This window comes from Methylobacterium sp. E-066 (genome assembly GCF_022829635.1).
Taxonomy (GTDB): Bacteria; Pseudomonadota; Alphaproteobacteria; order Rhizobiales; family Beijerinckiaceae; genus Methylobacterium.
Window position 1 is genome coordinate 1 of sequence record NZ_JAKSYO010000089.1, and the last position, 25,096, is coordinate 25,096.

At 66.8% G+C, this 25,096-nt stretch carries 17 protein-coding genes; 5 read left to right on the forward strand and 12 right to left on the reverse strand.

Annotated elements, in window-relative coordinates:
- Positions 1-131 precede the first annotated feature (131 nt).
- Complete coding sequence (gene tcuA, locus MKL20_RS10460) at positions 132-1,631, reverse strand: FAD-dependent tricarballylate dehydrogenase TcuA (RefSeq protein WP_244036619.1); 1,500 nt, start codon at positions 1,629-1,631, stop codon at positions 132-134.
- Between the two features lie 111 nt (positions 1,632-1,742).
- Here tcuA and MKL20_RS10465 point away from each other — a divergent pair, with 111 nt between their 5' ends.
- The gene (locus MKL20_RS10465) at positions 1,743-2,396 is read left to right on the forward strand and encodes a GntR family transcriptional regulator (protein ID WP_244036620.1); all 654 of its coding nucleotides are present in this window, start codon (positions 1,743-1,745) and stop codon (positions 2,394-2,396) included.
- 11 nt (positions 2,397-2,407) lie between these two features.
- On the opposite strand, the gene MKL20_RS10470 is transcribed toward MKL20_RS10465, so the two are convergent.
- The 10 genes from MKL20_RS10470 to MKL20_RS10515 form a co-directional block, all read right to left on the reverse strand.
- Positions 2,408-3,715 carry an MFS transporter gene (locus MKL20_RS10470; RefSeq protein ID WP_244036621.1) on the reverse strand — a complete coding sequence of 436 codons (1,308 nt, stop codon included), beginning with the start codon at positions 3,713-3,715 and terminating at the stop codon, positions 2,408-2,410.
- A gap of 24 nt (positions 3,716-3,739) precedes the next feature.
- The gene (locus MKL20_RS10475) at positions 3,740-5,122 is read right to left on the reverse strand and encodes a 2-hydroxycarboxylate transporter family protein (RefSeq protein WP_244036622.1); all 1,383 of its coding nucleotides are present in this window, start codon (positions 5,120-5,122) and stop codon (positions 3,740-3,742) included.
- A 309-nt stretch (positions 5,123-5,431) separates the two neighbouring features.
- On the reverse strand, positions 5,432-7,024 hold the full coding sequence (locus MKL20_RS10480) for a porin (RefSeq protein WP_244036623.1): 1,593 nt from the start codon (positions 7,022-7,024) through the stop codon (positions 5,432-5,434).
- A 674-nt stretch (positions 7,025-7,698) separates the two neighbouring features.
- Positions 7,699-9,306 (reverse strand): porin, encoded by a 1,608-nt coding sequence (locus MKL20_RS10485; RefSeq protein ID WP_244036624.1) that lies wholly within the window; start codon positions 9,304-9,306, stop codon positions 7,699-7,701.
- A gap of 580 nt (positions 9,307-9,886) precedes the next feature.
- Complete coding sequence (locus MKL20_RS10490) at positions 9,887-11,485, reverse strand: porin (RefSeq protein ID WP_244036625.1); 1,599 nt, start codon at positions 11,483-11,485, stop codon at positions 9,887-9,889.
- A gap of 665 nt (positions 11,486-12,150) precedes the next feature.
- The gene (locus MKL20_RS10495) at positions 12,151-13,749 is read right to left on the reverse strand and encodes a porin (RefSeq protein WP_244036626.1); all 1,599 of its coding nucleotides are present in this window, start codon (positions 13,747-13,749) and stop codon (positions 12,151-12,153) included.
- A gap of 1,122 nt (positions 13,750-14,871) precedes the next feature.
- Positions 14,872-16,527: a porin gene (locus MKL20_RS10500; protein WP_244036627.1), complete on the reverse strand. Its 1,656-nt coding sequence runs from the start codon at positions 16,525-16,527 to the stop codon at positions 14,872-14,874.
- Between the two features lie 437 nt (positions 16,528-16,964).
- Positions 16,965-17,651 (reverse strand): metal ABC transporter permease, encoded by a 687-nt coding sequence (locus MKL20_RS10505; RefSeq protein WP_243963240.1) that lies wholly within the window; start codon positions 17,649-17,651, stop codon positions 16,965-16,967.
- 135 nt (positions 17,652-17,786) lie between these two features.
- Entirely contained in the window at positions 17,787-18,395 is a 609-nt protein-coding gene (locus MKL20_RS10510; RefSeq protein ID WP_244036628.1) for a HupE/UreJ family protein, read from the reverse strand.
- Positions 18,396-18,472: 77 nt separating this feature from the next.
- Positions 18,473-19,036 (reverse strand): PilZ domain-containing protein, encoded by a 564-nt coding sequence (locus tag MKL20_RS10515; protein WP_244036629.1) that lies wholly within the window; start codon positions 19,034-19,036, stop codon positions 18,473-18,475.
- Positions 19,037-19,287: 251 nt separating this feature from the next.
- Here MKL20_RS10515 and MKL20_RS10520 point away from each other — a divergent pair, with 251 nt between their 5' ends.
- The 3 genes from MKL20_RS10520 to MKL20_RS10530 all read left to right on the forward strand — a co-directional run bounded on the left by MKL20_RS10520 (position 19,288) and on the right by MKL20_RS10530 (position 22,033).
- A complete protein-coding gene (locus tag MKL20_RS10520) occupies positions 19,288-19,809 on the forward strand; it encodes a hypothetical protein (RefSeq protein WP_244036630.1) in 522 nt (173 codons plus the stop codon).
- 2 nt (positions 19,810-19,811) lie between these two features.
- Positions 19,812-20,252, forward strand: coding sequence for a DUF421 domain-containing protein (locus MKL20_RS10525; protein ID WP_243944408.1), 441 nt, complete (start codon positions 19,812-19,814; stop codon positions 20,250-20,252).
- A gap of 179 nt (positions 20,253-20,431) precedes the next feature.
- Complete coding sequence (locus MKL20_RS10530; RefSeq protein WP_244036631.1) at positions 20,432-22,033, forward strand: gamma-glutamyltransferase family protein; 1,602 nt, start codon at positions 20,432-20,434, stop codon at positions 22,031-22,033.
- 573 nt (positions 22,034-22,606) lie between these two features.
- Here MKL20_RS10530 and MKL20_RS10535 read toward each other — a convergent pair.
- Positions 22,607-24,388, reverse strand: coding sequence for a PHA/PHB synthase family protein (locus MKL20_RS10535; RefSeq protein ID WP_244036715.1), 1,782 nt, complete (start codon positions 24,386-24,388; stop codon positions 22,607-22,609).
- Between the two features lie 219 nt (positions 24,389-24,607).
- Between MKL20_RS10535 and MKL20_RS10540 the strand changes: the two genes are divergently transcribed.
- Complete coding sequence (locus MKL20_RS10540) at positions 24,608-25,018, forward strand: hypothetical protein (protein WP_244036632.1); 411 nt, start codon at positions 24,608-24,610, stop codon at positions 25,016-25,018.
- The last annotated feature ends 78 nt before the right edge of the window (positions 25,019-25,096 follow it).

Below are 25,096 nucleotides of genomic sequence, written 5' to 3' on the forward strand. Positions count from 1 at the left end.
CGTGCGACGACGACGAACGCGTGCCGTCATTGCGAGCGCAGCGAAGCAACCCAGCGCAGCGCGCGATCCCCGGACGTAGCGTTGCCCTAGGTTGCTTCGCTGCGCTTGCAATGACGGTGGGCGGTGAGAACCTATGCCCCCCGCGCCGCCGCGGCGGCGCCGTAGCCAGCCCGCCGTCCGAAGACGACGCCGGAGGTCAGACCCGAGCCGCCGGGATAGCCGTTGAAGAACACGCCGCCGACCATCTCACCGCAGGCGTAGAGGCCTGGAATCTCGCTGCCGTCCTCGCGCCGGACGCCACCGCTCTCTCCGACCTCGACGCCGCCATACGTGAAGGTGATGCCGCCGGTGACCGGGTAGGCCTTGAACGGCCCGGTCTCAATCGCTTGCGCCCAGTTCGACTTCGGCAGGGGAAGCCCCTTGGTGCCGCGGCCGTCCTTCACGGTGGGGTCGAACGGGACGGTGTCGTCCACGGCGGCGTTGAACTCGGCGATGGTGCGCTTGGCCGCCGCGCGGTCGATGCCGTCGAGCTTGTCCAGGAGGCCGTCGAGCGTGTCGGCCTCGACGAAGTGGGCGTCGTGGAACCGGTACTCGCTGTAGAGCAGGTGATCGACCTCGGCGTCGAAGATCTGCCAGGCGACGTGGCCGGGCTGCTCCATGATCGAGCGGCCGAACTGGGCGTAGGTGTAATTGCGGAAATTCTTGCCCTCGTCGACGAACCGCTGCCCCTCAGCATTCAGCATGAGGCCCAAAAAATAGCAGATCTTGCGGTAGTGCTTGCGCTCGCCGTGGGGCAGGAAGAGGTTGCCGTAATCGGGGGTGTGCAGGTCCATCGGCGTGGCGTGGCAGCCGCCGTAGAAGCCGTGCGGCTTGGCGCCGAGTGCCAGCGCCATCTCCAGCCCGTCGCCGCGATTGTGCGGGGTGCCGCGCACCCGGGCCTTGTCCCAGCCTTCGCCGATGAAGCGCGTGCGCAACTCAGGGTTCGATTCGAAGCCGCCGCAGGCCAGGATCACGGCGTTGGCCCGGAACGCGCCCTGGGGCGTCTCCACGCCGACGACGCGGCCCGCCTCGACGATCAGCCCCGTGGCCGGACAGCCGTAGCGGATTTCCCCGCCGGCCTTGGTGAAGGCCTCCAGCTCGGCCCGGGCGAGCCCGAAACCCTCGTCGTGGGTGGCGAGCGTCAGGCCGCCCCAGAACACGAAGCGCCCGTCCTTCTCGAAGGATTGCCGTGCATAGATCGGCTCGAACTTCACGCCTTGCGTCGAGAGCCAGCGCAGGGCCGCGCCGCTCTCGTCGATCAGGATGCGCTGCTCGCGCGAGAGCGGCCGGCCATCGTTGAAGCCGAGCAGGTCGGACTCGAAAGTCTGGGCCGTATAGGCGCCGAAATCGGTGCGCGGCAGGCGCGGATCGTCCGGGTCGGCCAGCAGCGGGAGCAGGTCGTCGTTGCCCTGGTAGACGAACCGCATGGCGCCGGCCGTGTAGGCGGTATTGCCGCCGGCGAGGTCCGGCTCGGCCTTCTCGATCATCAGCACCGAGGCGCCGCGCTCGAGGGCGGCGAGGCCGGCGCTCATGGCAGCGTTGCCGGAGCCGACCACCACGACATCCCATGATCCGTCCGGACGATCCTGCATCCCCGCCTCCATCGCTCTATTTCCAATATTGTATACGCTCGCATGCAATCGGCTGCAAGCGTTCCGGACGGCGTGGTTTCAGGCTAAGGCCCCGGTCGAGGAGAGCCTGGCATGAAAGCGAGTGAGTCGGAGCGCTCCAACGGCGTCGCCGCCTATGAGCGTCTGCTGCAAGCGATAGAGGACGGCGAGCTCGCCCCCGGCAGCCGCCTGCGCGAGGCGGAGCTGGCCGAGCGGTTCGCGATCAGCCGCACGCCGGTGCGCGAGGCGCTGGGCCGCCTGGAGGCGCAGGGCCTCGTCGCGCACGAGCCGCATCGGGGCGCCAGCGTGGCGCAGCTCGATTACGGCCAGGTCAGCGAGCTCTACGACATGCGCGAGGTGCTGGAGGGCACGGCCGCCCGGCTCGCCGCGATCCACGCGAGCGCGGTCGAGACCGAGATCCTGGAGGAGATGATCGCCCGCGACCGGACGCTCACCGGCGACGCGGCGGCACTGGCCCGCAACAACCGGCTGTTCCACCGGCAGATCCACGCGGCGGCGCGCAACCGCTTCCTGCAGGGCACCCTGGAGACGATGCGGCTGTCGCTGGTGCTTCTCCCCGGCGCCACGACGCTGGCGGCTCCCGAGCGCGCCGGGGAGTCCCTCGACGAGCACGCCGCGATCATCGCGGCGATCCGGGTCCATGACGGCGACGGCGCCGAGGCGGCGGCGCGCGCGCATATCCGCGCCGCCTTCAAGGCGCGGATCCGGATCTGGCAGGGGGTTTAGGGACCTCGCCCTCAGGCGTGGGCCGGAACCCGCGCGTCCCGCGGCCCGCCGCGGAACAGCGCGAGCGTCGCGACGATGCCGCAGGCGGCGGCCGCCATCAGCCAGTAGCTCGGCGCCGCCCGGTCGCCGGTCTGGTCGATCAGGTAGGTCGAGACCATCGGGGTGGCGGTGCCGAACAGGGCCGTGGCGAGGCTGTAGGCCAGGGAGAAGCCGCTCGCGCGCACGCGCGCCGGCACCACCTCGGACAGCGCCACGATCATCGCGCCATTGTAGACGCCGAAGAAGAACGACAGCCACAGCTCGACCCCGAGCATCTTGCCGAAGGTGGGATCGGCCACGAGCCAGTGCAGGGTCGGATAGGTGGTCAGCAGCGACAGGACCGAGATCGTCAGCAGCACCGGCTTGCGCCCGACCGCGTCCGAGAGCGCGCCGCCGACGGGCAGCCAGATGAAGTTGGTGATCGCCACGCACAGGGTGACGATCAGGCTGTCGGTCTCGGTGAGCTTGAGGACGTTCTTGCCGAAGGTCGGGGTGTAGACGGTGATCATGTAGAAGGTCACCGTGGTCATGGTCGACAGCATCATGCCGAGCAGCACGATCCGCCAGTTGGCGGCCACCGTGGTGAGGATCTCGCGCGTGCCCGGATGATGGGTCCGCCGGGCGAATTCCTGGGTCTCCTGCAGGGAGCGCCGGATGAAGAAGATGAACGGCACGATCAGGCAGCCGATGAAGAACGGGATCCGCCAGCCGAAATCGCCGATCTGCTGCTTGGTCAGGTAGGCGTTGAGCCCGTAGCCGATCACGGCCGCGAACATGATCGCCACCTGCTGGCTGGCCGACTGGAACGCCGTGTAAAAACCCTTCCGCCCAAGGGTAGCGATCTCGAACAGGTAGATCGAGACCCCGCCGATCTCGACGCCGGCGGAAAAACCCTGCAGCAGGCGCCCGGCCAGCACGATCAGCGGCGCGGCGATGCCGATCGTCCCGTAGCTCGGGCAGAAGGCGATCAGCACCGTGCCGCTCGCCATGATTGCCAGCGTAACGATGAGGCCCTTCCGGCGCCCGATCCGGTCGATATAGGCGCCGAGGACGATCGCCCCGAGGGGCCGCATCAGCGCGCCGAGCCAGAAGGTCCCGAAGGTCAGGAGCAGCTCGGTGGTCTCGTTGCCCGAGGGGAAGAACGCCCGCGAAATATAGCTGGCGTAGAACCCGAACAGGAAGAAGTCGAACATCTCCAGGAAGTTGCCGCTCGTCGCGCGGAGGATCGCCCCGATCCTGGATTGCAGAGTCGCCTCGACGGCGCCCGGATCACCGGCCATGACGCAACGCTCCGGATTTCGCGTTCAAACGCCGATCCATTTCATCGCGATGATCGTCCCGGTCACGGTCAGCGCGCCGCCGATCCGGGTTGCGATCTGGGCAAACGGCATCAGCGCCATGCGGTTGGCCGCCGTGAGGATCGCGACGTCGCCGGTGCCGCCCTGGCCGCTGTGGCAGGCGTTCACGATGGCGGTCTCGATCGGGTACATCCCGAGCGCGCGGCCGACGAAGAAGCCGGTGACCATCAGCGTCGAGACGGTCGACACGATGGTGATCAGGTTCACCAGGGTGAAGGCCGCCATCAGCTCGTTCCAGGGGGTGAGCGCCACCCCGATGGCGAAGAGCAGCGGATAGGTCATCGAAACCTGGACGAACTTGTAGACCACGAAGCCGCCGGCCTGAAGGTGGGGCGACACGGCGCTGCCGAGCTTGGCGAACACCGCCAGGAACAGCATCGCCACCGGCGCCGGCAGGCCGACGAGGTGGTGGGCGATGACCCCGAGCAGGTAGAGGGTGATGGCCGTGAGCCCGGCCGCGCCGATCGTGGCGGCGTCGATCTGGCCCCGCGCCGCCTCGGAGCGCGCCTGCGCGTCGCTCGATTCCATGCCCTCCGCGCCGGGCTGGAGCCGGCCCTCGCCGGTGAGGTGGGGATAGCGCTTGCCGACGGCGTTGAGGGTGCCGGCGAAGATGATCGCGGTGAGCGAGCCGAGCATCACCGGCGGCAGCACCTGGGCGAAGACGACGCCCTGCTGCTGGCCCAGGATCGCCGCGTAGCCGATCGAGAGCGGGATCGCGCCCTCGCCGACGCCCCCGGCCATGATCGGCACGACGATGAAGAAGAAGGTCTTGTAGGGGCCGAGCCCCAGGGCGGTGCCGACCAGGGTGCCGACGATGGCCGCCGCCACCGAGCCGACCGCGAGCGGCGCGAAGATCTTGAGGAAGCCCTTGATCAGGACGTCGCGATCCATGCCGAGGATCGAGCCGACGATGATCGTGGCGATGTAGATGTAGAGGAAGTTGGTGAACTTCGTGAAATCGAAGATCGCCTTCTCCATCTGCGGCGGCACCAGCTTGTAATAGACCAGCGCCGACGGGATGAAGGTCGCGAAGATCGCGCCCGCGCCGATGTTGCGCAGGATCGGGATGCGCTTGCCGATCTCCGCGCAGGTGAAGCCGCCCATCACCAGCACGGCGATCATGGTCGGCCCGTCCGGCTTGACCTCGCCCTCCTGGACCAGGACCACCAGCAGGATCGCCACGATGACGTAGAGCGGCAGCGGGATGATGCCGATCTTCATGTCGACCAGGCGCCACCAGCCCTCCGGCCAGAACCGCGACGCGCGGCGCGCGGCGACCGGGTCTTCGGCCGATGCCGGCACGGGGCTGGTCGAGGCGGAACTGGTCATCGGCTTCCTCCGGACTTCCGACCACGCGCGGGCCCTTCCGGCCTTCGCCGCACAGCCCCGGTCGCCGCGATGGTGGCGACTGGGGCCGCGCGGTCGGCGGAGATAAAGTCGATTCCGGCGTATCAGCGCCCGCCGAGACCGGCAACGCGAACCGCGGAACAAAGCGCGCAACCTGTATTGGGGACAGGGATTAAGGCGGCTTCTCAGTCTCGATGCACGGACGCGCGACGCGAAACGGCCCGGCGGGGGGCCGGGCCGAAAACGTCGCGATGCGGGGGCCGGCTCCGGGATCGGGGTCGGCCGGTCGGATCAGAAGTCGCGCTGCACGCGCAAGCGCACGTGGGTCATCGAATCCTGCGTCGCGGTCCGCGGCACGAAGGTGCCGTTGTTGATGGCGGCAACGGCACCGTACGCACCCGGGCCCTTGTCGAGGTCGATGACCCGGCCGCTCTTCACGCCGACCTGCGTGTAGAAGGCCTCGACGCCGATATCGAGGTCGGTGACCGGAGACCAGATGAGGCTGCCGCCGAGCACGTACTGGTAGGTGTCCCGCAGGGCCTGGCTCAGCTGGTAGAACCGGGTGCCGGGCACGCCGACGCCGTTGGTGCCGAAGCTGTTGCCGCTCGGGTTCACCAGGCTGAACAGCGCGCCCTGGGCCAGGCGGGCGCCGGCCGAGAAATCCTGCTCCCCGTAGGAGCCGAACAGGGCCGAGCGCCATTCCGGCGACCAGTAATGCAGGTACGACGCGACCGCCGAGAAGCTGGTCGAGGTCTGGAGCTGGCCGGTGAACGGATTGATCGACGCGTCGGCGAAGTACTGCTCGAACTTCTGAGTGTCGAAGCCGGTGTTGGACTGCGCGTAGCAGCCGGCAATCATGCAATAGCCGGCATAGCTCTGCGCGCCGTTGGCGTAGGCCCCCTGCAGGTAGAGGGTATCGCCGGGGGCAATCGACGGCAGGTTGAACTTCACGCCGCCCTGCACGCCCCAGCCCTGGACCGAATTGGCGTGCCGGATCCCGGTGAGCACGCCGCCCGCGCCCGCGGCCGTGGCGGTGCTCAGGTTGCCGACGTTGATCTCGTGCGTGGCGGCCGAGAGCTGAGCCGAGCCCCAGGCTTGGTCGACCCGTAGGGCGCCGACGAAGTCGGGCAGCCGCGAGCGCTGGACGGTGTCGACGTTGCCGTAGCGGGACGGCCGGCCGTCGGTGTAGCCGACGAAGGTGGGGGTGAGTGCGTTCCCGGACGGCGAGAAGACCGGCGAGCGGGTGTAGACCGGGTCTTCCACCGACAGGGTCGCCGACACGCCGTTGCCGAAGGTGCCCGTGTAGGCGAGCAGGTTGGTGGACGAATTGTCCGAGCCCGAGGTCGCGCCGTAGAATTCGAAATCGTGGGCGTAGAAGTCGTAGAACGACGACGCGCGACCGGCGGTCAGGCCGGCGAACTGGATGAACGCCTTGTCGACGTTCACGTATTGCTGCGCCTGGCCCCGCTCGTCGACGCCGGTGGCGCCGTAGGCCTGGCCGATGCGCAGCATCGTCCCGGAATGGATGACGCCCGTGCGGGAGGCGGCGTCGAGGCGCACGAAGGCGCGCAGGGTGCCGTAGGCGGTCTGGGTGCGGGCATCCAGGTTGAAGCGCGCCAACCCGCGATAGCCCGACGTCTCGCCGACAGCGCCCGGCTGGCGGCTGGACGATGTCTGGTAGGCCCCTTCGAACCGGGCGCGGCCCGAGATGCGCAGGCAGGTATCGGTGCCGGGGATGTAGAAGAAGCCGGCGCCGTAGGCGGAGCAGACGCGGACGTATTCGATCGGCGCGGCCTTCTTCACCGGCAGGTCGGCGGCGTGGGCGGCTCCGGCCGCGGTGAATGCGGTGACGGACCCAAGCAAGAAACGATTCAATAATCTCATCAAGACCCCCAGATATTTTGAGCCTACGGCGGCAATGCGTTTCGCATGTCCTGACTATTGCAGGATTTTTCTTATGTTTTATGTTCTGTAGAAGATTGATCCGAGACTTAGGAACCGGAATTCATCTTTCGACGTTCATCCTGCGATCGCGGTCTTTAGCGAGCAACATTTATTCCATGATTCGTCTTCGCATTTACGCTGATGTTGCTAATCCGCCACGTTAAATGTACCTATTATTGTTCGGTCTATATGCAAATATTCGACATCAAATCATTCAATGGGAAATGATCACTTGCGCTATCGCTGTTTTGACACGCGCCCGATGCAGCGGATCATCTGATCTTGAGGGGCGGCGGACGAGGCGGCCGGCCTGCTGAACCGATGGTGTTCCTGCCACTGCCGGCAGGCTGCCCTCGCCTATCGGTGGTGGGCGCCGCTTGGGCCGCCATCCTGACGGGCAGTGGCCACGCTGATCCTCGCCAGCGAATCGCAACCGCCTTCGATCACCTTCAGCCGTATGCGCAGGCGCGGTGCCCGGAAGCCATTGGCCGGGGGAGCGTCGCGACCGGTCGGCACGACGACGCCCGCAACACAAAGTGGCCCGGCGCGGAGCCGGGCCTCAAACGTCGCATCGCACGGGACCGGGACCGAAGCCCCGGTACCGATGTGTCGGATCAGAAGTCCCGCTGGACGCGGAGGCGGATCTGCGAGACCGAGTCCTGCGTCGCGGTGCGCGGCACGAAGGTGCCGGCGTTGATGCCGGCGACGTTGGCGTAGGCCGTCGGGCTCTTGTCCGAGTCGATGACCCGTCCGCTCTTCACGCCGACCTGAGTGTAGAAGCCCTCGACGCCGATATCGAGATCTCTCACCGGCGACCAGATCAAGCTCGCCCCGACCACGTACTGGTAGCTGTCGCGCAGGGCCTGGCTCAACTGGTAGAACCGGGTCCCCGGCACGCCGACGGCGTTGGCGCCGAACGCGACGGCGCCGTTCGGGCTCACGAGGCTGTAGGCCGCGCCCTGCGCCAGACGGGCGCCGGCCGAGAAATCCTGCTCGCCGTAGGAGCCGAAGATGGCGGAGCGCCATTCCGGCGACCAGTAATGCAGGAACGAGGCGACCGCCGAGAAACTGGTTGAGGTCTGCAACTGGCCGGTAAACGGGTTGATCGACGCATCGGCAAAGGACTGCGCGAATTTCTGACCACCAAAACCGGTATTGGCCTGCGCATAGCAGCCGGCAATCATGCAATAGCCGACATAGTTCTGCGTTCCGTCGCCGTAGGCGCCCTGCAAATAGAGGGCATCGCCCGGGGCGATGAACGGCGTGTTCACCTTCACGCCGCCCTGCACCGCCCAGCCCTGGACCGAACCGGTATGCGCAACACCGGTGATCACACCACCAGTGCCGTCGGCCGGGGCGGTACTCAGGTTGCCGACATTGATCTCGTGCGTGGCGGCCGAGAGTTGCGCGGAGCCCCAATCCTGCTCGACGCGCAGGGCGCCGACGAAGTCGGGCAGCCGCGAGCGCTGGATGCTGTCGATGGTGCCGTAGCGGGACGGCAGGCCGTCGGCATAGCCGACGAAGACGGGGCCAACCGGGGTCGTGGCCGTGGTCGCGTAGGGCGCGAAGACCGGCGTGCGGCGGTAGACCGGGTCTTCGACCGACAGCGTCGCCGAGAACCCGTCACCGACGGTCGCCGTGTAGGCGAGCAGATTGGTCGACGACGTATCCGAGCCGGAGGTGGCGCCGTAGAACTCGAAGTCGTGGGCGTAGAAGTCGAAGTAAGACGCCGCACGACCGGCGGTCAGACCGGCGAACTGGATGAACGCCTTGTCGACATTCACATGTTGCTGCGCGCGGCCGGCCTCGTCGACGCCGGTGGCGGCGTAGGAATGGCCGATGCGCAGCTGGGTTCCGGAATGGATGAGACCGGTGCGGGAGGCGGCATCGAGGCGCACCAGGGCGCGCAGGGTTCCGTACTCGGTCCGGGTGCGAGCATCGAAGTTGAAGCGCAACAGCCCCCGATAGCCCGACGTGTCGCCCGTGCCGGTCTGGCGCGAGTAGGTCGTCTGGTAATTGCCCTCGAACCGGGTCCGGCCTGAGATGCGCAGGCAGGTATCGGTGCCGGGGATGTAGAAGAAGGCGACGCCGTGGGTGGTGCAGATGCGGACATACTCGACCGGTTCGGCCTTCTTCACCGGCAGGTCGGCCGCGTGCGCCGCGCCGACCGTGGCGAAAGCAGCGGTAGAACCAAGCAGCAGGAAACGATTCGATAGACTCATCAATGCCCCCAGATGTTTGAAGCCGATAACGGCAACCCTCCTCGGCTTCCCCCATCTGTCGAAGGATTTTTTCTCATTTCGCTTGTTGGCGGAATATTTATTCCAAATCTGGCGGATTAATCCCGTATTTGGACGATTATCCTGCGTTTCAGTTCTTTAGCGAGCAACAGTCATTCTTGACTTTATCTGTCCATTTGCGAATTTGTTGCATAAAAGCAACGAATAAATATCAGTTTTATGGAACAATCATATAAATACACGGTGAGTCGATCATTGATTTGGAAAAGTTCTATCGCATTACTATCGTTCTTAGGCAGCGGCTGACGCGTCCGATTGTCTAATCGCGATAGCCCGCGCATCCCTGAGCGGTGGGCGCCGAGGGCGCCGGCCATCGAGCACCTCGACGGTGCTGTCGTTCCAACCGGGCTTCGGAGGCGTGCGCTGACTCGGCACCGGGTCGTCGCGCCGCAGGCCGGGGCCGTGCGTCGCTTCGAAAGCCGCAACAGAAAAAGCCCGGCGCGGAGCCGGGCCTTAGACGTCGAAATGCACCGGGCGTGAGGCCCGGCGCCGATAGGTCGGATCAGAAGTCGCGCTGAATGCGGAGGCGGATCTGCGAGACCGAATCCTGCGTCGCGGTGCGCGGCACGAAGGTGCCGGCGTTGATGCCGGCGACGTTGGCATAGGCGGTCGGGCTCTTGTCGAGGTCGATCGCCCGGCCGCTCTTCAGACCGATCTGCGTGTAGTAGCCCTCGATGCCGAGATCGAGATCCTTCACCGGCGACCAGATCAGGCTCGCACCCGCGACGAACTGGTAGGTATCGCGCAAAGCCTGGCTCAACTGGTAGAACCGGGTCCCCGGCACGCCGACCGCGTTGGTGCTGAAGGTGTTGATGCCGTTCGGGTTCAGGAGGTTGAAGGCCGCGCCCTGGGCAAGGCGGGCGCTCCGGGAAAAGCTCTGCTCGCCGTAGGAGCCGAAGACGGCCGAGCGCCATTCCGGCGACCAGTAGTGCAGATACGACGCCACCGCGGTGACGCTGTTCGAGGTCTGCAACTGGCCGGTGAACGGGTTGATCGTCGCGTCGGAAAAGGACTGGTTGAACGTCTGGCCCTGGATCGTGGCGGCGTTCGGGGACGCTGAGCCGCTGAACGCGGAATAGCCGGTGTAGAACTGGGCCCCGTCGCCATAGGCGCCCTGCAGGTACAGGGTGTCGCCGGGCGCGACGAACGGCGCATTCAGCTTCAGGCCGCCCTGCACCGCCCAGGCCTGGACGCTGTTGGTATGGGCGACGCTGACATTCGCACCGGTACCGAGCGCGATGTTGCCGACGTTCAACTCATGCGTCGCGGCCGAGAACTGGGCCGAGCCCCAGGTTTGATCGACGCGCAGGACGCCGACGAAGTCGGGCAGACGCTCGCGCTGGATGGTGTCGATGTTGCCGAAGCTTGACGGCACGCCCCGGATGTAGCCGACGAAGACGGGGCTGACCGGGGCAGCGCCGCCCGACGGCGCGAAGATCGGCGTGCGGCGGAAGACCGGATCTTCCACCGACAGGGTCGCCGACAGGCCGTTGCCTAAGGTCGCCGTGTAGGCGAACAGGTTGGTGGAGGCGACATCCGACCCCGCAGTGGCACTCGAGAGCTCGAAATCGTGAGCGTAGAAGTCGAAGAACGAGGCGGCACGACCGGCGGTCAGGCCGGCGAACTGGATGAACGCCTTGTCGACGTTCACGACCTGTTGCGCGCGGCCCGTCTCATCGACGCCGGTGGCGGCATAGGCTAGGCCGATGCGTTCCTGAGTGCCGGACCGGCCGACCCCGGAAGCGCCGGCGCGGCTGCCCGCATCGAGGCGTACGAAGGCGCGCAGGGTGCCGTAGGCGGTCTGGGTGCGGGCATCCAGGTTGAAGCGCAACAATCCGCGATAGCCCGAGGTGTCGCCGCTGTTGGTGCCGGCTTGCCGGGTATAGGCGGTGATGTATCCGCCCTCGAACCGGGCGCGACCGGAGACCCGCAGGCAGGTCTCGGTTCCGGGGATGTCGAAGAAGCCGGCCCGAAAAGCGGAGCAGATGCGAACGTACTCGATCGGCGCAGCCTTCTTGACCGGCAGGTTGGCCGAATGGGCGGCTCCAACCGCGACGAACGCTGCGGGGAAGCCGAGCACGCAACGTCTCAATAATCTCATCCCGGCCTCCGATATTTTACATCAAACTTAGAGATATTTTTTTCAACTATGCTTTATTATAATAGTAAATGCCGTTCTATATTTATAAATATGCGTCTATTGTGCCCTTTATACGTTGATAATATACATATTCTGCATTTCACAACGCACCGGAGCAAGATTTATCTCGAGAATAAAATTACATTTACGCGCTTGTTGCTGCAAAACAACATATCAGTCATAAACATTATTGGTAATATTATTGAATAGACACCGGTACTTACAGAAAATATCGCATTTTTATTTTAAATAAGTGCTGTCATATTGGAAACGAGAGGTATTTATTTAATCACGCCGGATGGGTAGGCGGCGCGACCGGCCGGCAAATTGGACCGATGTTCCCGCCGGCGGACGTCGCACAGGTCCTTCCCGGCGGCGCCGTCGATCGGGAAGCGGCACCGCTCTCAACCCGCTGGCGTCGCCACTCCGGAGCGCGCGCGACCCGGCTCGAACATGCCGAGAGACACGGGCTCGCCGATGATCGAGGTCGAGGCCGCGATATCTTGGGGAACGGCGAGCACGACGATACCCGCGACAAAAAAAGGCCCGGCGCGGGGCCGGGCCTTGAAAGTCGAAATGCACGGGGACCGGCGCCGGGGCCAAAGCCTCGGCGCCGGTGTGTCGGATCAGAAGTCGCGCTGGACGCGGAAACGGACCTGCGAGATCGAGTCCTGCGTCGCGGTGCGCGGCACGAAAGTGCCGTTGTTGATACCGGCGACGTTGGCATAGGCCGTCGGGCTCTTGTCCTGGTCGATCGCCCGGCCACGCTTCAGGCCTATCTGCGTGTAGTAACCCTCGACCCCGATATCGAGGTCCTTCACCGGCGACCAGATCAGGCTCGCACCGGCGACGAACTGGTAGGTGTCGCGCAGCGCTTGGCTCAGCTGGTAGAATCGCGTGCCCGGCAGACCAACGGTGTTGGACAGGGGCGACGCAGTCACGAGATTGTTGATCAGGCCCTGGCTGAAGCGAGCCGTCTTCGCAAAGTTCTGCTCGCCGTAAGAACCGAAGAAGGCCGAACGCCATTCCGGCGACCAATAGTGCAGGTACGATGCGACGGCCGTGACCGTCTGCGACGTTTGCAGCTGACCGGTGAACGGGTTGATCGTCGCGTCCGAGAAGTACTGCGTCAGCTTCTGGCCCTGGATAGTGGCCGCGCTCTGCTGGTAGGAGCCACTATAGGCGGAGTAACCCGTATAGAGCTGCGCGCCATCGGCGTAGGCGCCCTGGAGGTAGAGCGCGTCGCCCGGCGCGATGAACGGCGTGTTGATCTTCAGGCCGCCCTGCACCGCCCAGGCCTGGACGCTGTTGGTGTGAGCGATGTTGACGTTCGCGCCAGCGACCGGGGTCGTTGCGATATCACCGACGTTCAGCTCATGCGTCGCGGCCGACAACTGAGCCGAGCCCCAAGCTTGGTCGAGGCGCAGGACGCCGACGAAGTCGGGCAGGCGCTCGCGCTGGACGGGATCGATGCTGCTGACGACGGTCGGAACGCCCCGGGTGTAGCCCACGACAACCGGGCTGGTGAGCGGGCTTCCGGAGGGGCCGTTCGGCGCGAAGATCGGCGTGCGGCGGAAGACCGGATCTTCGACCGACAAGGTCGCCGACAGGCCGTTGCCGAAGGTCGCCGTGTAGGCGAACAGGTTGGTCGAGGCGTTGTCCGAGCCGAGGGTGGCGGCGGTGATCTCGAAATCGTGGGCGTAGAAGTCGAAGAATGACGAGGCGCGACCGGCGGTCAGGCCGGCGAACTGGATGAATGCCTTGTCGACGTTCACGTATTGCTGCGCGCGGCCGTTCTCATCGACGCCGGTGGCGGCATAGGCCTGGCCGATCCGCTGCTGGGTGCCGGACTGGCCGATTCCGGAATAGCCGGTGCGGCTGCCAGCATCCAGGCGCACAAAGGCGCGCAGGGTGCCGTAGGCGGTCTGCGTGCGGGCATCCAGGTTGATGCGCAGACGCCCCTGATAGCCCGATGTATCGCCGTTGTTGGTGCCGGCTTGGCGCGAGTAGCTGGGCATGTAGCCGCCCTCGAACCGGGCGCGGCCGGAGACCCGCAGGCAGGTGTCGGTGCCGGGGATGTAGAAGAAGCCGGCCCCGAAGGCGGAGCAGACGCGGACGTACTCGATCGGCGCCGCCTTCTTGACCGGCAGGTCGGCGGAATGGGCGGCTCCGATCGCCGCGAAGGCGGCGGCCGAGCCGAGCAGTGAGCTCTTCAAGAGCTTCATAGATATCTCCAAAGCTTCGAGACTCGATAACAACAACGACTCCGGATTATCCGGTCGTCGCAGCGTTTATTTTTGTTTTATCTGCAAATTTGACGGCAGACTTCAGAGATATCTCGCGTCCGAGATTCCTCTTCGCCGGTCCATATGGTGGATCCGCGCTTATCCGAGCAACATCGATTTCATATCGACTCAATGATTGCTTTATGTTGTTGCACACTCGCAACGTGCTGGAAGTAGTTATAAGTATTATTTTTCGGAATTTGGATAATATAACTATCGCCACGTCGGATATTTATTACGATTTATATCGGCCATATATCAGAAACTTGGATAATTACATTCCGTCACTTGCAACGGATGCAGACATGCCTTGGCGCATGGGCCCAGCGCTCGCATTGGCCCGCAGAACCGCCTCGTACATCTGTTGAGCCGGCAAGGTTCAGCACCACATCGTCCAAACGCGACGGCCACGAAGGCCGGCGGCTGGCGCGCCCGCGCTGACGGTGATTCGAACGGATGGGAGAATCACTTCGGGGATGCGCGCATTCTGGCTGCCGCGGCAGCGCCCCCAAGGGTTGGTCGCGCTGCCGCGCGAGTCCAATTCCACCTCGACGAGGCCGACGCCCAGGCCGGACGACTTACCGCCCCCTGGTGTGGGCGCGGGTCGAGAACATCGGGAAGGCCGCTATCGCATCCCGCCGGACTCAGCGTCCAAGGGCTTTGGCCGGGGCAATGGCCGCCTCGGTCTCGGCGTGGCATCGGATAGGTGGCCGGAGGCCGGGACAGCGTGAGGAGCGGACAGACGGTCCGCAGCGGCCTGTCCGGTGGAGCGAGACGGCGCCCGACACGAGTCGGGATACGCGCGAGGCAGCGCCATCGATTCGCGGCGCAGCACCAGGCGGGATACGCGGCACCGGTCGGGCCTGAGCCATGCCTCGGCCGAGGTGGGCCACGAGAGGCTTGGCGGAAGGACTACGGGCGACGCCTGGGACGCCTGGGATGCAAGATCCCGCCTGTCCGTGCTGCGCGCAACGAAAAAGGCCCAGCCGAGGGCTGGGCCTTGAGATCCGTGATGCACGGGGGTCGGCGCCGGGATCGTATCCCCGGCGCCGCGTTTGCGGCTCAGAAGTCGCGCTGGACGCGCATGCGGAATGAGGAGTTCGAGTCTTGCGTCGTTGTACGCGGCACAAAGGTGCCGTTGTTGATGCCGGCGACGTTCGCGTAGGCGGTCGGGCTCTTGTCCTTGTCGATCACGCGCCCGTTCTTGACGCCGATCTGGGTGTAGAAGCCCTCGACACCGATATCGAGGTCCTTCACCGGCGACCAGATCAAGCTCGCACCGACAACGTACTGGTAGGTGTCGCGCAAGGCTTCGCTAAGATTGTAGAATGTCGTGCCAGGCGTACCGACGGCATTCTGACCGAAGGCGTTCGTGCCGCCCGGGTTGGCCAACGAGAACGCCGCGCCTTGGGCAGCGCGCTGGCTATTCGAGAAATTCATCTCGCCGTACGACCCGAACACGGCCGAGCGCCACTCAGGCGACCAGTAGTGCAGATACGAGGCAACGACGCTGAAGCTCGTAGACATTTCCATCTGGCCGGTGAACGGATTGACGGTCGCGTCGTTGAAGAACTGGTTGAACTTCTGGCCCTGGATGGTTGCCGCGTTCTGCGAGTACGAGCCACTGTACGATGAGTAGCCGGTGTAGAGCTGTGAGCCGACGCCGTAAGCGCCTTGTAAGTAGAGAGCATCGCCCGGGGCGATGAACGGCGCATTGATCTTCAGGCCGCCCTGCACCGCGTAGCCATACGCGTTGCTGGTGTGCGGGATGCTGATGTTGGAGCCGGTGCCGGTGCCGGCACCGTTGGCGACGTTGCCGACGTTCAACTCGTGCACAGCAGCCGAGACCTGCGCGGAGCCCCAGGCCTGGTCGAGGCGGAGAGCGCCGACGAAGTCGGGAAGACGCTCGCGCTGGATCACGTCAACAAAGCTGTAACGCGTCGGCACACCGTTAGTGTAGCCGATGAACACCGGGGCGGGCGAGTTCGTCTGGGCGAAATTAGCGATCGATGCGTTGTTCGTGATACCCGCCGGGTTGTTCGACGGCGAGTAGATCGGGCTGCGGCGGAAAACCGGGTCTTCGACCGAGAGCGTGGCTGACAGGCCGTTGCCGAAGGTCGCCGTGTAGGCGAGCAGGTTGGTGGAGGCGATGTCCGAACCCGCGGTGGCGGCGGCGAACTCGAAATCGTGGGCGTAGAAGTCGAAGAACGAGGACGCGCGACCGGCGGTCAGGCCGGCGAACTGAATGAACGCCTTGTCGACGTTCACGAACTGCTGGTCGCGGCCGAAGCTATCGATGCCGAGGCCCGGGAAGGCCTGGCCGATACGCTGCTGGGTGCCGGAGGTGCCGACGCCGGAATATCCGGTGCGGGCACCAGCATCGAGGCGCACGAAGGCGCGCAGGGTGCCGTAAGCGGTCTGGTTGCGGGCATCGAGGTTGATGCGCATGCGGCCCTGGAAGCCCGAAGTGTCGCCGACGTTGGAGCCGTTTTGGCGCGAATAGCTGGTCTGGTACCCACCCTCGAACCGGGCGCGGCCGGAGAGACGCAGGCAGGTATCGGTGCCGGGAATGTAGAGGAAGCCGGCGCCGTAGGCGGAGCAGACGCGGACGTACTCGATCGGGACCGCCTTCTTGACCGGCAGGTCGGCGGCGTGGGCGGCTCCGATCGCGACGAACGCGGTGGCGGAACCGAGCAGCGAGCTCTTCAAGAGCTTCATAGACATCTCCAAAGCTTCGAGACCCAATGATGCGGACATGTCCGGTTCTCCGGATCTTGCCGCACGTCTTGTAGGTTTGGCCTGCGTCTTAGGTGGCAGGCTCCTGCGGGCTCTCGCTTGGCGATGCCCCCGTGCACGATCACCATGTGCGAACGGGTTTCGGCGAGCAATCAGAATTCGGCTCGGATAAATTGGTTCCTGTGCGATGTTGCCGCCCGGCAACAATATCAGAACGCCTTAGCCGGCAACAGCTTGCCGGATGTAATGGTATGCTTGCCGGAGCGGCAGCGGTGCTGCCGAACCGGGCACGGCCGGTGCCGCCCCGACCGGCCGGAAGGGTCGGGGCGATCAGACCGTGTGGGATCTTCGCGAGTCACCGGCATCGCGCTGTCCGGGCGTCGGACACCCCGGTTCGGGGGGATGCGCCCGGCATCGGCTCACATCGGCGGCGTCAGGCCGTCCTTGCCGACGGCGACGCGGCGCGCCGTGATCGTGCCATCCGCGCCGCGCGCGGCGACCACGAACGCCTTGGCGCCGGGCGCGATCGCGCCCGCATCCGCGGTCTCGAAGGTGACCACCGGAGCCTGAGGCGGGACCAGGACCTGGATCGACTGGCCCTTGCCGTAATCGACCGTGAGGGTGCGCTCCGCACCGCTGCCGCTCGCCTTCACGGTGCCGTTGGTCATCGCGCTCTTCACCCGGGGGGCGTCCGGCGCGGTCGACGGCCCAGCGGCCTTCACGGTGCCGTTGGTCATGGTGCTCTTCACCGCCGAGCCGCCGGTGCGATCGGGGATCACGTCCCAATCGTAATGGCCCTCGCCGGTACCGCGCATGGATTCCGGGAACAGCACGACCTCCAGGGCCACCGGCGGCTCGCCCTTAGTGGCGGTGCCGATGAAGACACCATCCTTGATCTGGTCGAGCTGGGCCGGGACCACCCAGGACACCTTGGCGTCCGGCGCCAGGGTCATCCGCTCGCTCTTGCCGTCCAGGGTCTTGAGGGTGAAGCCGCCGTCCGCGACGGCCTCGATCGTGCCGCGCAGGCGCTCGGGCGGCGCGGCGGCCTGGGCCTGGGTGCCGAGCGTCAGCAGGCTCGCCAAGGCGAGTGTCGGGAGTTTTGCCATTTAGGGGTCCTCTCGCCGCGGAGACATGCGCGGCGAGCGTGACCTGGGACTCGGGGCGTCCGTGTCAGCCCCAAGTGCCTGTGACATCGCGACCGCCGGGCGGGGCGGTCACCCGGCCGGACCCGGAGCCGACGCTCAGGCCGGAAGCGCCAGCAGGGCCAGGCCGGCCGCCGCGACGGCGGTGCCGAGCGCCGGGGCGGCCCGCGTCGCGCCGAGCCGCGCGGCGGCGATGCCGAGGCCGATCCCGGCGCCGTGCAGAAGCGCGGTGGCGGCCAGGAAGCCGAGGCCGAAGGAGAGGCCCGAGGCAGTCTCCGGCATCTCGGCGCCGTGGGCGTAGCCGTGGAACACCGCGAACACCCCGACCAGGCTGGCGAGCAAGGCCACCGGCGCCCGCAGGCCGACGATCGCGGCGAGGCCGAACACCACGATGGAGAGCGCGATCCCGGTCTCGGTGTAGGGCAGCGCCACGCCGGCCATGCCCAGCCCCGCCCCCACGCTCATCAGCGCCAGGAACGATAGCGGCAATGCCCACAGCGCCCGGCCGCCGCGTAGCGCAGCCAGCAGGCCGACCGCGACCATCGCCAGCACGTGGTCGGCCCCCATCAGCGGGTGCAGGAAGCCGGCCTCCGCGCCGAGCGCAGCCCCGTGACCGGGATGCGCCAAAGCCGCCTGCGGCAGCAGCGCGAACGCCGCCGGAAGGCCAGCCAGGGACGAGACGAGGGGTGCGGCGAGCAGGCGCTTCATCGGTGATCCTTCGCGAGTCTGCCCACGATGTAGCGCCGATCCCGCAGCTCTGCGAGGGGCGCCGCGCGGGGGGGGCCTCAGAGCGTCATCGCCGCGTGGACCGCGTCCGGCTCCAACGGCTCCAGGAACGCCGCCCCGATGCCGTGCTCGTAATGCCGGGCGACCCGGGCCGCCCGGCTGCCGACCCAGATGGTCTCGCCGAGCTCCAGTGCCTGGTCGACCAGCAGGGCGATGCCCGAGGCCGAGACGTTGAGGACGTGCCCCGGGAAGGTCACCCCGGATTCCAGGGTGATCACGACGGTCTTCTGGGCCGGCACGATGCGGCGATGGCCGCGGATCGGCTCCAGGGAGAAGTTCTGGGCGCGTGCCAGCGTCACGAATTGCCGGGCCAGCCCGTTGAGCGTCGCGCGGCCGCCGCGGACCCAGACGACGAAGTCCTGGCCGGACACCTCGGTGATCCGCACCTCCAGCTGCCCGATATGGCGAATGCTGCAGGTCAGATCCTCACCCGCCGCCAGCCGGGCTGAGGACCGGAGCCGGATCCCCTCCGCGGTGACGTCGGCCGTAACTGCGTAGAAATCCGGCCTGCGGATGTTCCAGCAGAGAGCAGGCAGCACGACCATGTGCCGTTGGCTCGTCATGCCGGTCATCGACCTGTCATCGGTGTTCGATCCATCGACGGGCTTCTGCGATGGCGAAGCCTGCGAAGGTCTTCCGCAATTCATTAAAATCGATTCGTCTGTGGGTCGTCATCCAACGGAGACTTCAATCTACAACTCCAGGGCGCATGCAGGCCTGTAAAGGCTCAGCATCGCGAGCAACGGCGGAACTCCGGCTTCCGGTGCGCGTAACGGTCACGCCTTCGGGCGCGCCGCGCGGGAGGAGATGGGCCTTGGAGATCATCCACGACGACCCGCCGATGCCGCAAGAGATCGCCGCGGGCTTCTACCCGGCCTTCGAGGACGGCTGGCGCCGCGCCGAGATCGCCGGCCGTTTCGGGATGCTGGCCTTCGTGGCGATCTGTGCGCTCGGCCTCCTCGGGCACGGGCCGTTCAGCGAGCGCACCCGCACCAACGCGGACGATTCGATCACCATCCGGTACGAGCCGGTGGTCCGGTTCGGCGCCCCGACGATCCTGCGGCTCGACACCCGCGTGCCCCCGGGCGGCGACAAGGTCGCGGTGACCATCGCCAAGAACCTCGTCGACCTGTTCGGGCTGGAGAGCATCACGCCTCGGCCCGAGACCTGGCAGATCGCCGGCGCGAACATCCGGCTGGTCTTCCCGGTGCAACAGGGCGAGACCCGCGCGCTGATCCGCTTCACCGGGTCGCCGAGCTTCCACGGCGGCGTTGACCTCACGGCCCATCTCGACGCCGGCGAGACCCTGTCCTGGTCGCAATACGCGGTGCCGTAGCCATGAACACCGTCGTCAAGGCCGCGGCGGCCTATCTCATCGTCCTGTTCGTGATCCGGCTGATCGGGCGGCGCACGGCGAGCCAGCAGGCGCCGATCGACATGGTCGTGCTGTTCCTGTTCGGCGGCCTGAGCGTCAGCGCGGTGCTCGGCGACGACCATTCCTTCACCGGGGCGATGAGCGCGCTGCTCACGGTCGGGCTGATGCACGTCGCCGTCTCGTGGCTGAAGCTGCGCGTCGTCTGGTTCGAGCGGATCGTCGACGGCACGCCGATCGTGGTCTATCGCGACGGCATCTGGGACGAGGCGCGCATGCGCCAGCTCCGCATGCAGCAGGCCGACATCCGCACCGCCGCCCGCCAGCAGGGCCTGGACGATCTCGACAAGGTCGCGGTCGGCATCGTCGAGCGCGACGGCAAGGTCTCGATCATCGAGAAGGCGTGACCCGAGCCGCCGAGCTTGCATCGGCGCCCTCGGGGGCGCTGCGGATCATTTGAATATAGGATACGGTTTCGAGCCGGCGCCGACAGGGTCGAGCCGGCGGTTCGACATGAGCGGCGGCGGCCTCTCCGCTCCAACGGGGCGGAAGGCCGGCGGCTCGATCGCACAGGACAGGATTTCCCGTGAGAGACTTTTCCGCACCCGGACGCTCCCCGGTCTATGCCGCGAACGCCGCCGTGGCGACCTCGCACCCGCTCGCGACCCTGACGGCCGTCGAGGTGCTGCGCGCGGGCGGCAACGCCGTCGATGCCGGCATCGCCGCGGTGGCGGTGCAATGCGTGGTCGACCCGCTGATGACCGGCATCGGCGGCGATTGTTTCGCCCTCTATGCGTCGGCCGGCGCGTCCAAGCCGATCGCGCTGGACGGCTCGGGCCGGGCGCCCGCGGCCGCGACCCCCGACTGGTACGCCGAGCACGGCGTCGCGATCACGCCGACCTCGCCGCACGCGGTCACGGTGCCGGGGGCGGTCGGAGCCTGGGACCTGCTGGTGCGCCAGCACGGCACCCGTCCCTTGAGCGAGCTGCTCCAGCCGGCGATCGGCTATGCGGAGGACGGGTTCGTGATCCAGCAGCGCGTCGGCTGGGACTGGCTGCGCTGCGCCCCCCGGGTCGCGGGCGATCCCCACGCCGCCGCGACGTACCTCCCTGGTAGCGCGGCCCCGGCGATCGGCAGCGTCTTCCGCCTGCCGAAGCTCGCGGCAACGCTCCGGCGCATCGCCGAGGAGGGCCCGCGCGGCTTCTATGAAGGACCGGTGGCCGACGACATGGTCCGCCGCCTTACCGAACTCGGCGGTCTGCACACCGCGGACGATTTCGCCGCCGCCCGACCGGACGTGGTCACGCCGGTCTCGACCCGCTACCGCGGCTACGACGTCTACGAATGCCCACCCGCCGGCCAGGGTCTCGCCGCGCTGATGATGCTGAACGTGCTCTCCCATTATGACGTGGGCGCGCTGTCGGATCTCGACCGGCTCCACCTGTTCGCCGAGACCTGCAAGCAGGCCTATCACCACCGCGACGTGCTGTTCGGCGACGCCGACCTCGCCCGGGTGCCGGTGGAGCACCTGCTGTCGGATGCCTGGAAGGCCGCCGCCCATGGGGCGATCGACATGGGTCGGGCGCGGCCGCCCGAGATCTATCCCGAGATCGCCCGGGAGGTCGCGGAGGAGCGGGCCCACAAGGACACGGTCTATCTCTGCGTGGTCGACCGGGACGGCAACGCGCTGTCGCTGATCAACTCGGTGTTCCAGGGCTTCGGCTCAGGGATCCTGGCGCCGGAGAGCGGCGTGCTGCTGCACAATCGCGGCCTGTCCTTCCGAACGGAGGCCGGACACCCGAACAGTATCGGGCCGGGCAAGCGGCCGATGCACACGATCATCCCGGGCATGCTGATGAAGGACGGCCGGGCGGTCGCGCCGTTCGGCGTGATGGGCGGCCATTACCAGGCCATGGGCCATGTCGAGTTGCTATCGGGCATCCTCGACCGGGGCCTCGACGTCCAGGCGGCGCTCGATGCCCCCCGCAGCTTCGCCTATGGCGGCAGCCTGGAGCTGGAGGGCGGCATCCCCGACGCCGCGATGGCGGGCCTGATCGAACGCGGCCACCCGGCGATCCGGGCGCCGCTGCCGCTCGGCGGCGGTCAGATCATCTGGATCGATCGGAAGGCCGGCACGCTGGTGGCCGGCTCGGACCCGCGCAAGGACGGGGCGGCTCTGGGGTATTGAGGGGCAAGCCCCCTTCACGGCTACCGGACCAAAGGTGTCCGGACGCGGCGCGGGTGCCCTATCCCGTGCGAGAGGGGACAGGGTCAGGGGTGCGACCTCTCCGGAAAGACCGGGGATCCCTCAACTCAACCCTCTCTCCGCAAGCCTACGATGTTCACACATCGCTTCTGAATGAGCTGACGGCCGGACACACGCACGTCTCCCTCCCCCCCTCTGCGGGGGAGGGTGGGCCTCGCGTCAGCGAGGGTCGGGAGAGGGGAGCGACGGTGCAGAATAGGGCGCTCGCACTCACGCTTGCTCTGCTTCATCCGGAAGCCGGGTTCCCCTCTCCCGACCCCTGCTGACGCAGGGGCCACCCTCCCCCGCAGAGGGGGGAGGGAAGGCGCGGGGTGGTTTTGGAGCGCCATACCCGTCGATCGGACGGTGATCCCGAACGCGATGTGTGAATCTGGTAGCCCCGCAAGCGGGGCGAGGGGATGATCGCCCGCGCGCCTCAGCGAACGCGCAGGCTTTTGCACAGCGGGTCGGAACCCGCTCCGTCAATCCGCAAGCTGCGCGGCCGGCGTGGTCCCCTCAGGCCCGCATCCGCACATAGGTCCCCGGCGCCGGGCCGAGGGACGGAAGCGCGTCGCCGCCGGGCTTGCGGGCCGGCACCCGCTCGGGGGCCTGCGCCTCGATCCACTGGAACCAGTAGGGCCACCACGAGCCCTTGGTCTCGGCTGCGGCGGCGATCCAGTCCTTCAGCTCGCCCTTGACCGGGCCGCCGGTCCAGTAGCCGTATTTCGGCTTGTAGGGCGGGTTGACCACCCCGGCGATGTGGCCGGAGCCGGCCAGCACGTAATCGACCTTGCCGCCGAAGATCTTCGAGCCCTCGAACACCGAGATCGCCGGGGCGATGTGGTCCTCCCGGGTGGCGAGGTTGAAGATCGGCACCTGCACCTTCGTCAGGTCGAGCCGGACGTTGCCGAGGACCATCTTGCCCTGGGCCAGGCTGTTCTCGAGATAACAATTGCGCAGGTAGAACGAGTGGTTCGCCGCCGGCATCCGGGTGGCGTCGGAATTCCAGTACAGAAGGTCGAACGCCGCGGGCGGCTTGCCCTTGATGTAGTTGTTGACGACGTAGGACCAGATCATGTCGTTCGGCCGCAGCATGTTGAAGGCGTTGGCCATGCGGCTGCCCTCCAGATAGCCGCGCTCGGCCATCCGCGCCTCGACCTCCCGGATCTGTTCCTCGCCGGCGAAGACCTTGAGGTCGCCCGCATGGGTGAAGTCGACCTGGGTGGTCAGCAGGGTCGCGCTCTTGATCCGGCGGTTGCCCGTGGCGGCCTGCATGGCGAGCGTGACGGAGAGCAAGGTCCCGCCGACGCAATAGCCGGCCGCATGCACCTCGGTCTCGCCGGTGGCGACGCCGATCGCGTCGATCGCTGCCTCGATGCCCTCGCGCATGTAGGACTCGAAGTCCTTGTCGGCGTGGCGCGCGTCCGGGTTCACCCAGGAGATGCAGAACACCGTCAGCCCCTGATCGACCATCCACTTCAGGAAGCTCTTCTGGGGATTGAGATCGAGGATGTAGAACTTGTTGATCCAGGGCGGCACCATCAGGAACGGGCGCTTGAGCACGGTCTCGGTGGCGGGCGCGTACTGGATCAGCTCGATCAGGTCGTTGCGGAACACCACCTCGCCGGGGGTCACGGCGATGTTGCGCCCGACCTCGAACCCGCTCGTATCGGTCTGGCGGACCCGCAGCTGGCCGCCACCGGCCTCCAGATCCTCCTCGTACATCTTGAGGCCGCGCACGAGGTTGGCGCCGCTCTCCTTCAAGGTGTGGCGGATCAATTCCGGGTTGGTCGGCAGGAAGTTCGACGGCGACAGCATGCTGGTGAGCTGGCGCAGGTAGAACTGCGCCTTGTGGCGGGTGTGCTCGTCGATGCCCTGGGCCTCGTCGACCAGTCCCTCGGCCCAGCGGGTCGCGATCAGGTAGCCCTGCTTGAGGAAGTCGAAATACGGGTTGGTCGACCATTCGGCATCGCTGAAGCGCGCGTCCCGGGGTTCCGGGACCGCGACCGGATCGGCCTGCTGGCCCTGGAGGCGCAGGTAGGTCGAGCCCCAGAGCGTCAGGAACGCCTGAGACAGCCTGGCCTGGGCCTCGGCGCTCCGGTTCGGATCCGACATCCACGCCTCGGCGACCTGGCCCAGCGTCTTGACCGCCTCGTTGATCTCTCCGGAGGTGCCGCCGGCTTGGGCTTCGGGCGTGAGCATGCGGGCGGCGCTGCGCCCCAGCGCCTCCACGAACTGCCCGGCATTGCGCGACAGGGCCTCGATATCCGGCATCGGCGGTGTGATGCCGTCCGGCATCGCGCCGTTGGCCAGGGAAGTCCGAGCGGCTGCCGGGTCCGGCGCCTGCGTTCGCTGGCTCGTCACGCGTGCCTCCCTGTGTATGGTTCGGCTCGACTGATCATGAGCCTCGTTTCCGACAAATTAGGGAGTGAGCGAGAGGTTGCACCAGCCCGGATGCACAGGTCGTCGAAACATCCGGGCGTTCTTCTCATACCTTTGTGCCCATCCTGTGTGCCCATGCGTCGTCCGTTTTTGAACCCGGCTTCGTCCGCCGCCCGGCCTTCCGCACGGCTAAAACCGGCGCGGGGCTTCGCGCTGGCTGTCCTGGCTCTGTCGGCTGGTCTGCTCGCCGCCTGCTCGGGGGATGCGGTGCGCACGCTCGCCACCGATGCCGGCTACGGCCCCCGGGTCGTCGCCGCGCCGGATTTCGTGACCGAGTCGCGCGGCAAGGAGGCGCCGGCCTTCATGCCGGTGGGCGTCGACGCGCCCAAGCGCCCGGTCCGGGCCAAGTCGTCCGAGGGCCAGAAGGCCCTGGAGGCGGAACTCGAAGGCGCCCGCGGCCGCAACGAGTCCCGCGGGCGCGCCGCCGAGAGCGCCGGGCGGGGGGCCGCCGCCACGATCAAGCCGGCACCCGCGGCGGCGCAATAGCGCGCCCGATCCGGCCCGGATTTTTGAGGGTCGGCGGCGGCGCGCAACTCTGATAGAGCGATTCGTTCGCGCGCCCGC

Coding starts and splice junctions, on each gene's coding strand:
- tcuA (WP_244036619.1), bottom strand. CDS start 1,631: ATGCAGGATCGTCCGGACGGATCATGGGATGTCGTGGTGGTCGGCTCC.
- MKL20_RS10465 (WP_244036620.1), top strand. CDS start 1,743: ATGAAAGCGAGTGAGTCGGAGCGCTCCAACGGCGTCGCCGCCTATGAG.
- MKL20_RS10470 (WP_244036621.1), bottom strand. CDS start 3,715: ATGGCCGGTGATCCGGGCGCCGTCGAGGCGACTCTGCAATCCAGGATC.
- MKL20_RS10475 (WP_244036622.1), bottom strand. CDS start 5,122: ATGACCAGTTCCGCCTCGACCAGCCCCGTGCCGGCATCGGCCGAAGAC.
- MKL20_RS10480 (WP_244036623.1), bottom strand. CDS start 7,024: ATGAGATTATTGAATCGTTTCTTGCTTGGGTCCGTCACCGCATTCACC.
- MKL20_RS10485 (WP_244036624.1), bottom strand. CDS start 9,306: ATGAGTCTATCGAATCGTTTCCTGCTGCTTGGTTCTACCGCTGCTTTC.
- MKL20_RS10490 (WP_244036625.1), bottom strand. CDS start 11,485: ATGAGATTATTGAGACGTTGCGTGCTCGGCTTCCCCGCAGCGTTCGTC.
- MKL20_RS10495 (WP_244036626.1), bottom strand. CDS start 13,749: ATGAAGCTCTTGAAGAGCTCACTGCTCGGCTCGGCCGCCGCCTTCGCG.
- MKL20_RS10500 (WP_244036627.1), bottom strand. CDS start 16,527: ATGAAGCTCTTGAAGAGCTCGCTGCTCGGTTCCGCCACCGCGTTCGTC.
- MKL20_RS10505 (WP_243963240.1), bottom strand. CDS start 17,651: ATGGCAAAACTCCCGACACTCGCCTTGGCGAGCCTGCTGACGCTCGGC.
- MKL20_RS10510 (WP_244036628.1), bottom strand. CDS start 18,395: ATGAAGCGCCTGCTCGCCGCACCCCTCGTCTCGTCCCTGGCTGGCCTT.
- MKL20_RS10515 (WP_244036629.1), bottom strand. CDS start 19,036: ATGACGAGCCAACGGCACATGGTCGTGCTGCCTGCTCTCTGCTGGAAC.
- MKL20_RS10525 (WP_243944408.1), top strand. CDS start 19,812: ATGAACACCGTCGTCAAGGCCGCGGCGGCCTATCTCATCGTCCTGTTC.
- MKL20_RS10535 (WP_244036715.1), bottom strand. CDS start 24,388: ATGCCGGACGGCATCACACCGCCGATGCCGGATATCGAGGCCCTGTCG.
- MKL20_RS10540 (WP_244036632.1), top strand. CDS start 24,608: ATGCGTCGTCCGTTTTTGAACCCGGCTTCGTCCGCCGCCCGGCCTTCC.